Source organism: Pseudomonas abyssi, assembly GCF_002307495.1.
Classification (GTDB): domain Bacteria; phylum Pseudomonadota; class Gammaproteobacteria; order Pseudomonadales; family Pseudomonadaceae; genus Halopseudomonas; species Halopseudomonas abyssi.
Genome location: NZ_NTMR01000008.1, coordinates 22,357 through 29,799 on the forward strand (window position 1 = coordinate 22,357; position 7,443 = coordinate 29,799).

The window sequence follows — 7,443 nt, forward strand, 5'->3', positions numbered from 1 at the left end:
CACCTGAAATCTGCAGGAAGAGCCCACGATTGCGCCAGAGCGACGCAATCGTGGGCCGATGTCATGGTAGTCGGGCTACCAGGACGTTCCTATCACGGGGGAGTTGCACAGGCCGGCAGGCCGGCGCGCTCACCCACAGTGAAGGTACAACCGTAGTTGTCGTTTGCAACCACGACCGGATCAAGCACCTCGTCACCGGCCGGCTTGGCACCACCGTTCACCCACGTGAGCCAGTCGTTGATCGCGGCGGTGTACTCACCGTCCGAGAAGTCGCAGTGGCTCGGCGCTCGAATGGCCCGCTGCACCAGCAAGTCTTCATTGCCATTGGCCTCTGCGCGCTCACGGTACAACTGCTGATGACGGAACGGTACGTAGAAGTCGCCAAGCGTATGCATGGTCAGAACGGGTACGTCAAAGTCCCCGTTGACCAGCGGTATCCAGCGCACCCCGTCGTCACGTAGGGGGTTGGCGTCCGGATCGGCGCTGACGCGATCAAGAGACTCGTTAAACTCGATCTCTTCTGCGGTGGGTGTGGGGCCAGTGGTCCAGCGATACACCACATCCTCATTCCCGTACATGCTCTTGAGCAGGATGCCATTGATGCGACCATCGCTACCGCCGGTGCCCAGCACGATGTCCTGCAAGGGCGTGGCATAACCAATGTTGAAAATCGGCCTCTTACCGCCAGTCAGGTTTTCGGCGATGGCTACCAGCCGCTCGCCGGCAACCCCCTTCGGTGACGCCCAGTTCGGCCAGCCATTAGGCAACTGATTGAACAGCGCATCAACCATGGGGCCAGGAGAGGTAATAAGAGAAGCAGACCCAAAGTCGGTAAACTCACCCGCCAGCTCAAGGAAGCGAGAGTAGTCCTCATCGCCGTAGCCGGAGATTTCCATCATTACCCGGGTGTAGTCGCCCAACCACTGAAACTCATTCTGCTCTGCATGGCAAAAAGGCGCAGCCCCTGCATAAGGCACAGAGAACTGGGTTTGCTCAAGATTCTCGCGATCAACTGCGGCGGCAGCGATGTGGCCGCCCATCGAAACCCCCGAGATCAGGTACTGACTGGGAGCGGTATACCGTTCACCGTAGTCCTGCTCGATATAGTCAACAACGTTGAGAGCAAGCTTGTTGGTATCTTCGATACCGGCACGGGCATCGTACCAATTGGCGGAGTAGGAGGACGCCGCCCAGGCGTACCCGGCGTTCAGTACAGCCAAGCGCCAGGCTGCCGGCGGCATGGCAAGGCTCAGGTCGAGTGTTTCGCCTGCATAGCCATGGGTCCACATAACCAGCCCATCACCATCCCAGCCATCCGGCACTTCAACCGAATAGATGGCATCGCCCTGCAGACCCTCGTAGATACCGAAGTAGATAGATGTGCCGGCCAGCGCGGCCGGCAAGGTAGCTGGCAATTCAGCTCGGAAGTCACGACTATCTTGAGCGCGGGTTTCGGCAGCCGGCGGAGAATCGCTGCCCCCACCGCCACCACTCAAACAACCACTCAGCATTAATGCAGACAGCGCTACGGGCACGGCAGCCCGAGACCAAGATGCAGTTGGCAAGGTAAACCTCCAGTGTTTTTTGTAATTGTTATTGCTGCGCAAGTCCTGCGCTTGCCGATCATAGTGGAGATTTGGCGGCCATAGCCGATTATCACTGCGAATGATGAGAAGTCTGCAGCACAGCGTATACAGCGGCGAGCCGGCATAGCCACACCGCCTCCGCGCACACCTCGCAAACGCCTATTCCAGCGCGTTTGGTCGACAATATTCGCGGATGCGCTGACTGCTCGCAGTGGTTACACTACCGCTGTCTTAATACCCCCATGACTCGCAAGGACACCCCAGCCATGATCCAAGACCTGCTCTCCACTCCGATGCCTGATGCCAACGGTTACTTCGGCCCCTACGGTGGCCAGCTGGTACCGCCGGAGCTGAAGCAGGCGATGGACGATATCGACAAGGCGTATGAAGAGATCCGCCAGCGCGAAGACTTTCAGCAGGAGCTGGCCAGCCTGTTTGCCGACTACGTGGGTCGCCCCAGCCCGATCTTTCACGCTAAGCGTCTGTCAGAGAAACTCGGCGGTGCGCAGATTCACCTCAAGCGCGAAGACCTGAACCACACCGGCGCGCACAAGATCAACCACTGCCTGGGCGAAGCACTGCTGGCCAAGTTCATGGGCAAGAAAAAGGTGATCGCCGAGACCGGTGCCGGCCAGCACGGTGTGGCACTGGCTACCGCCTGTGCGCTGGTGGGCATTCCCTGCGAGATTCACATGGGGCAGGTGGATATCGAGAAGGAACACCCGAACGTCACCAAGATGCGCATTCTCGGCTGCAAGCTGGTACCGGTGACTCGCGGTGCTGCCACGCTGAAAGAAGCGGTCGACAGCGCCTTTGAGGAATACCTGAAGAACCCGACGGACTACATCTACGCGATTGGCTCCGTGGTTGGTCCGCATCCGTTCCCGAAAATGGTCCGTGACTTCCAGTCGATCATCGGCAACGAGTCACGCGCGCAGTTCCTCGCCAAATACAACCGTCTGCCTGATCACGTTGCTGCCTGTGTTGGCGGTGGTTCCAACGCGATGGGCATGTTTACCGCCTTCCTGAACGACGAGGCCGTGCATCTGGTCGGCGTGGAGCCGGCTGGCGAGGGGCTGGACAAGGTTGGCCGGCACGCCGCCACCATGTCGGTCGGCAAGCCCGGCGAACTGCACGGCATGGCCTGTTACGTACTGGAAGACGAACAAGGCAATCCGTCTGCCGTGCACTCCATCGCCTCCGGTCTGGATTACCCCGGCGTCGGCCCGCAGCACAGCTATCTGAAAGACATCGGCCGCGTCGACTACCAATCCGCTACCGATCAGGAATGTCTGGATGCCTTTATGACCCTGTCGCGTACCGAAGGCATCATCCCTGCACTGGAAAGCGCCCACGCCGTAGCCTGGGCCATGCGCGAAGCACCAAACCTGCCGAAAGACAGCCACATCCTGGTCAACCTGTCCGGCCGCGGTGACAAGGATGCAGACTACGTCGCGCAGAAGCTGGAGCTGTAAACGCTCCAGAGCGGGGGGGGCGGTGGACACGCCTTTGGCTTCGTCCACCCTACCCGCAGCCCAGCCGTCGGGCGGCCTAAGCGCAGCGTGTCCGCCATCGGTCGCATTGCCAAACGCAGCCCGATTTCAAAGCGTGCAGACCCCGCCCGGCACCGCCATCACCCAATCCCTCACCGCCTGAATGGTTGGCTCGTTCTTGCGGCTTTCCGGGTAGACCAGATAAAACGCCTTGCCCTTGATCTCCGGGCCGAAGGGCTGCACCAGCCGACCCGCAGCCAGTTCGTCCTCGATCAGTTCACGGCTCATCAAGGCCACGCCCTGTGCGCCTACCGCTGCCGATACCGCATGGGTTTCATCGGAGAACACCAGCCCGGCACTGACATCCAGGCCAGGCACCTTCGCCAGTTTCTGCCAGCCCGCCCAATCCACCGGCCCGGAACCAATAACCGGGCTGTGAAAATGAATCAGCGAATGCTTGGGCAGCTCGTTTACATCGTGTAAACCCAGCAGCGGACTGCAAGCAGGAACGAAGGTGTTGTCCAGCAACTTCTCCGCCACCATGCCAGGCCAACGGCCGTCGCCGTAGCGGATGGCGATATCGGCGGTCACACCATCCAGTGCCACGGCGTCATGCGAGGCGTGGATACGCAGGTCGATAGTCGGATGGGTTTCGCGCAACATGCAGACCCACGACAGCAGCCAGCGAGAGGCAATCACCGGCGTGGTGGTCAGGGTAATAGCCTGCCGCTGCGGGGTCCTGCGCAAGCGCTCAACCGCAGCGCTGATGTTGTCAAAGGCGCCTTCCAGCACGTCTTTCAGTTCACGCCCCGGCGCAGTCAGCTCCAGCTTGCGCGGCTTGCGCACAAACAGCGACACGCCCAGCGATTCTTCCAGCGAACGTATCTGATGGCTGATCGCCGTTGCGGTTACCGATAGCTCTTCGGCTGCCCGCTTGGCGCTCTCATGCCGCGCCGCCGCCTCGAATGCTCGGAGCGCAGACAGCGGCGGTAACTTGCGCTGTACCATAGATGAATTCCTTTCAGCTGAACGTCAAAATATTCATCGTTTGTCGCCTTCTATACGCGACCGTAGCCTGAGTGTGTTGCCAATTTCAGATGAATTCAACTTCAGGAGAAAACCATGCCGCACATTCTTCAACTGGACGCCAGCGCCCGCCCCGGTTTCGCCGGCAAGGATCTGCACGGCTCACACAGCCGAAGTCTCAGCCAGCGTTTTGTCAGCCAGTGGCTGGCGCAACGTCCGCAGGACACCACCACCTACCGTGACATCGGGCAACACCCACCCGCCTGCGTCAGTCATGACTTGATCGCCGCCAGCTTCACGCCCGAGGCGCAGCGAGAGCCCTGGATGCATGAGACGCTCGCGGAAAGTAACCAACTGGCTGACGAATTGATCGCGGCCGATATTCTGGTCATCGGTGTGCCGATGTATAACTTCGGCATGCCCGCCGCCCTGAAGGCGTGGATCGATCAGGTTGTGCGCCCGGGCAAGACCGTGGATATCGACACCAGCAACCCGGCCGATCCGTATACGCCGCTGCTGGCTGACCGCCCTCGTCACGCGGTCATTCTCAGCGCACGCGGTGGGGTTGGCTTCGGTCCGGGTGGCGAGCTGGAAGCCCTCAATCACCTGGAGCCCGCATTGATCACCGCTCTGGGATTTATGGGCATCACACAGATCCATCAGATCGCCGTCGAGGGGCAGGAACTCGGCGGCGAGGTGCTGGCCTCGTCGGTCGCCCAGGCCAATGCGGCAGTCGATGCACTGGTGCAGCAGCTGCAGCAGGCCACGCAAGCGGCGGAGCTGGCAGAAACAGCCTAGGTGTCGCTCATCAGCGGCTGGTCGCTGCGCCAGCCGCTGCTTGCTGCAGAACATGAGAAAATGCAAAAAATGTCCGTTTTGCCCCCTTCCCGTACCCGGCATACATCCTGCTAAACTCCCTCAATCAAAATGGTAGAGCCGAGCGCGAATGCAGTGGATTCCAGCCCAGGTAGGCACCCGAGGCACCCGCCGTGGCGGCTGGCTGCTTGCATTCGTTTTACTGACGCTGTCACCTGCCAATGCATCGGAACCCTGTCAGAAAAACCTGCGCTGGAACGACGACCCGCCCTACAGCATGTTACTGGCAGACGGCAGCGTGCGAGGCATCCACATTGATACCCACACCACCGTACTCGAACGCCTGGGCTGCAAGACCGTGCTGCGCAAACTGCCTTGGGCACGCGCGCTGAGGGAGCTGGAAGCCGGCAGGCTGGATATTCTGCCCGGTGCATTTCGTCGCCCTGAGCGCGAAGTCTACGCGCATTTTTCTGGCTCGGTGCTGCCGCCAGCCCGCAACCTGCTGTTTACCCACCACGAAGCTATCGGCAATTGGCCTGCCGACTCGCTCCAGGCGCTGGCCGAAACGCCCTTTCGGCTTGGCGCGCAGATCGACGTCTTGTATGGCCCTGACTACCTCCAGTTGATGAGCGACCCGGCCTACGCGAAGCGCGTCGCCATGGTCAGCCAGCGCAGCAGTCTGTGGCGCATGATTGCCCGAGGACGCATTGACGGCGCCATTGCCGACGAACACACCGGCGCCTGGGAAATTCAGCAGCTCGGCCTGGCCAACGTCATCACGGCCACCCACATTGTGGTCTCAACCGAAGCCGCTGAGGTCGCGCTAAGCAAGGCGTCCAATGACCTGGCGTTTGTTGCTGCCTACACTGCAGCCCTGCAAGAGCTGGTCAGTGACGGCAGTTACCAGCAGATCGTCGCACGCTATCTCACGCCCTGAAGCCAGCGCCAACAGGACACAGAATCCGCCCCGGCAAACCCCGAACGCATCACATCCCCGCTCTGAACTGATTGGCCGCTGAGCGCCTGTGGCCCATGGTGCAGCATCGCCTTCAGAGAACCGTCAGTCCATGCCCCGCTACCGCCGCGCACGCGCCCCGGGTGCCAGCTATTTCTTCACCGTCACCCTGCACGACCGCAGGAGCGACCTGCTGGTGCGTGAGATCGACCTGCTGCGGCGTTGCGTGCGCGCAGCGCGCGATCGCCATCCTTTTCACATTGACGCCTGGATAGTGCTGCCCGACCACATGCACTGCATCTGGACCCTGCCACTCGGAGATGTTGACTATTCGCTGCGCTGGCAAGTGATCAAGCACAGCTTCTCAAAACGCCTGCCAGCCACTGAACCACGCACCGCAACACAGCTACGGCGCGGCGAGCGTGGTATCTGGCAACGCCGCTACTGGGAACACCTGATTCGTGACGACAACGACTACCGACGCCACCTGGACTACATCCACTACAACCCGATCAAACATGGGCATGTGACGCGACTGGCCGATTGGCCCTATTCCAGCTTTCATCGCGCGGTCGCTGCCGGGCTATATCCAGCGGATTGGGGTGACGCGCCGGATGACGAGGCGCTGAGATTGGGTGAATAAGGTGTGTCTTTGTCGGCGGAGAAGCCTGCGGCGTTCTCCGCCCTACCCCGTAACGTGGAGAATCGCGCAGCGTTCTCCACCAAAACCACCGCGCCGTGACCACGCGGAGAAGCCTTTGGCATTCTCCGCCCTACCCGTAGCGTGGAGAACCGCGTAGCGTTCTCCACCAAAACCACCGCGCCGTGACCACGCGGCGAAGCCTTTGGCGTTCTCCGCCCTACCCCGTAGCGTGGAGAATCGCGCAGCGTTCTCCACCAGAGCCAACGCGCCGTGACCACGCGGCGAAGCCTTTGGCGCTCTCCACCCAACCCCGTAGCGTGGAGAATCGCGCAGCGCTCTCCACCAGAGCCAACGCGCCGTGACCACGCGGAGAAGCCTTTGGCACTCTCCGCCCTACCCCGTAGCGTGGAGAACCGCGCAGCGTTCTCCACCAGAACCACCGCGCCGTGACCACGCGGAGAAGCCTTTGGCATTCTCCGCCCTACCCGTAGCGTGGAGAACCGCGTAGCGTTCTCCACCAAAACCACCGCGCCGTGACCACGCGGCGAAGCCTTTGGCGTTCTCCGCCCTACCCCGTAGCGTGGAGAATCGCGCAGCGTTCTCCACCAGAGCCAACGCGCCGTGACCACGCGGCGAAGCCTTTGGCGCTCTCCACCCAACCCCGTAGCGTGGAGAATCGCGCAGCGCTCTCCACCAGAGCCAACGCGCCGTGACCACGCGGAGAAGCCTTTGGCACTCTCCGCCCTACCCCGTAGCGTGGAGAACCGCGCAGCGTTCTCCACCAGAACCGCCGCGCCGCAACCACCCCGTAGCGTGGAGAACCGCGCAGCGTTCTCCACCAGAGCCAACGCGCCGCGACGACGCGGAGAAGCCTTTGGCGTTCTCCGCACTACGGCTTTTTGCGCCAGGCGGATCGGGGGCGGG

General features: G+C 61.5%; 6 protein-coding genes. 4 read left to right on the top strand and 2 right to left on the bottom strand.

Annotated elements, in window-relative coordinates; translation table 11 throughout:
• Positions 1-92 precede the first annotated feature (92 nt).
• Complete coding sequence (locus CNQ84_RS06385) at positions 93-1,415, bottom strand: alpha/beta hydrolase (RefSeq protein WP_217350063.1); 1,323 nt, start codon at positions 1,413-1,415, stop codon at positions 93-95.
• A 437-nt stretch (positions 1,416-1,852) separates the two neighbouring features.
• Between CNQ84_RS06385 and trpB the strand changes: the two genes are divergently transcribed.
• Positions 1,853-3,061, top strand: a complete 1,209-nt coding sequence (gene trpB, locus CNQ84_RS06390; protein ID WP_096004077.1) for a tryptophan synthase subunit beta — start codon at positions 1,853-1,855, stop codon at positions 3,059-3,061.
• A 126-nt stretch (positions 3,062-3,187) separates the two neighbouring features.
• Here the strand turns inward: trpB and CNQ84_RS06395 are convergent, their stop codons facing one another.
• Positions 3,188-4,087, bottom strand: a complete 900-nt coding sequence (locus CNQ84_RS06395; RefSeq protein ID WP_096004078.1) for a LysR substrate-binding domain-containing protein — start codon at positions 4,085-4,087, stop codon at positions 3,188-3,190.
• A gap of 114 nt (positions 4,088-4,201) precedes the next feature.
• Between CNQ84_RS06395 and CNQ84_RS06400 the strand changes: the two genes are divergently transcribed.
• From CNQ84_RS06400 to CNQ84_RS06410, 3 genes are all read left to right on the top strand, one after another.
• Positions 4,202-4,903 (top strand): FMN-dependent NADH-azoreductase, encoded by a 702-nt coding sequence (locus CNQ84_RS06400; RefSeq protein ID WP_096004079.1) that lies wholly within the window; start codon positions 4,202-4,204, stop codon positions 4,901-4,903.
• A gap of 148 nt (positions 4,904-5,051) precedes the next feature.
• Positions 5,052-5,858 carry a substrate-binding periplasmic protein gene (locus CNQ84_RS06405; protein WP_096004080.1) on the top strand — a complete coding sequence of 269 codons (807 nt, stop codon included), beginning with the start codon at positions 5,052-5,054 and terminating at the stop codon, positions 5,856-5,858.
• Between the two features lie 130 nt (positions 5,859-5,988).
• Positions 5,989-6,519 (top strand): REP-associated tyrosine transposase, encoded by a 531-nt coding sequence (locus CNQ84_RS06410; protein ID WP_096004081.1) that lies wholly within the window; start codon positions 5,989-5,991, stop codon positions 6,517-6,519.
• The last annotated feature ends 924 nt before the right edge of the window (positions 6,520-7,443 follow it).

Bases quoted from the DNA above. Each gene is read 5' to 3' on its own strand.
- trpB (WP_096004077.1), top strand. From the start codon at position 1,853: ATGATCCAAGACCTGCTCTCCACTCCGATGCCTGATGCCAACGGTTAC.
- CNQ84_RS06395 (WP_096004078.1), bottom strand. From the start codon at position 4,087: ATGGTACAGCGCAAGTTACCGCCGCTGTCTGCGCTCCGAGCATTCGAG.
- CNQ84_RS06400 (WP_096004079.1), top strand. From the start codon at position 4,202: ATGCCGCACATTCTTCAACTGGACGCCAGCGCCCGCCCCGGTTTCGCC.
- CNQ84_RS06405 (WP_096004080.1), top strand. From the start codon at position 5,052: ATGCAGTGGATTCCAGCCCAGGTAGGCACCCGAGGCACCCGCCGTGGC.
- CNQ84_RS06410 (WP_096004081.1), top strand. From the start codon at position 5,989: ATGCCCCGCTACCGCCGCGCACGCGCCCCGGGTGCCAGCTATTTCTTC.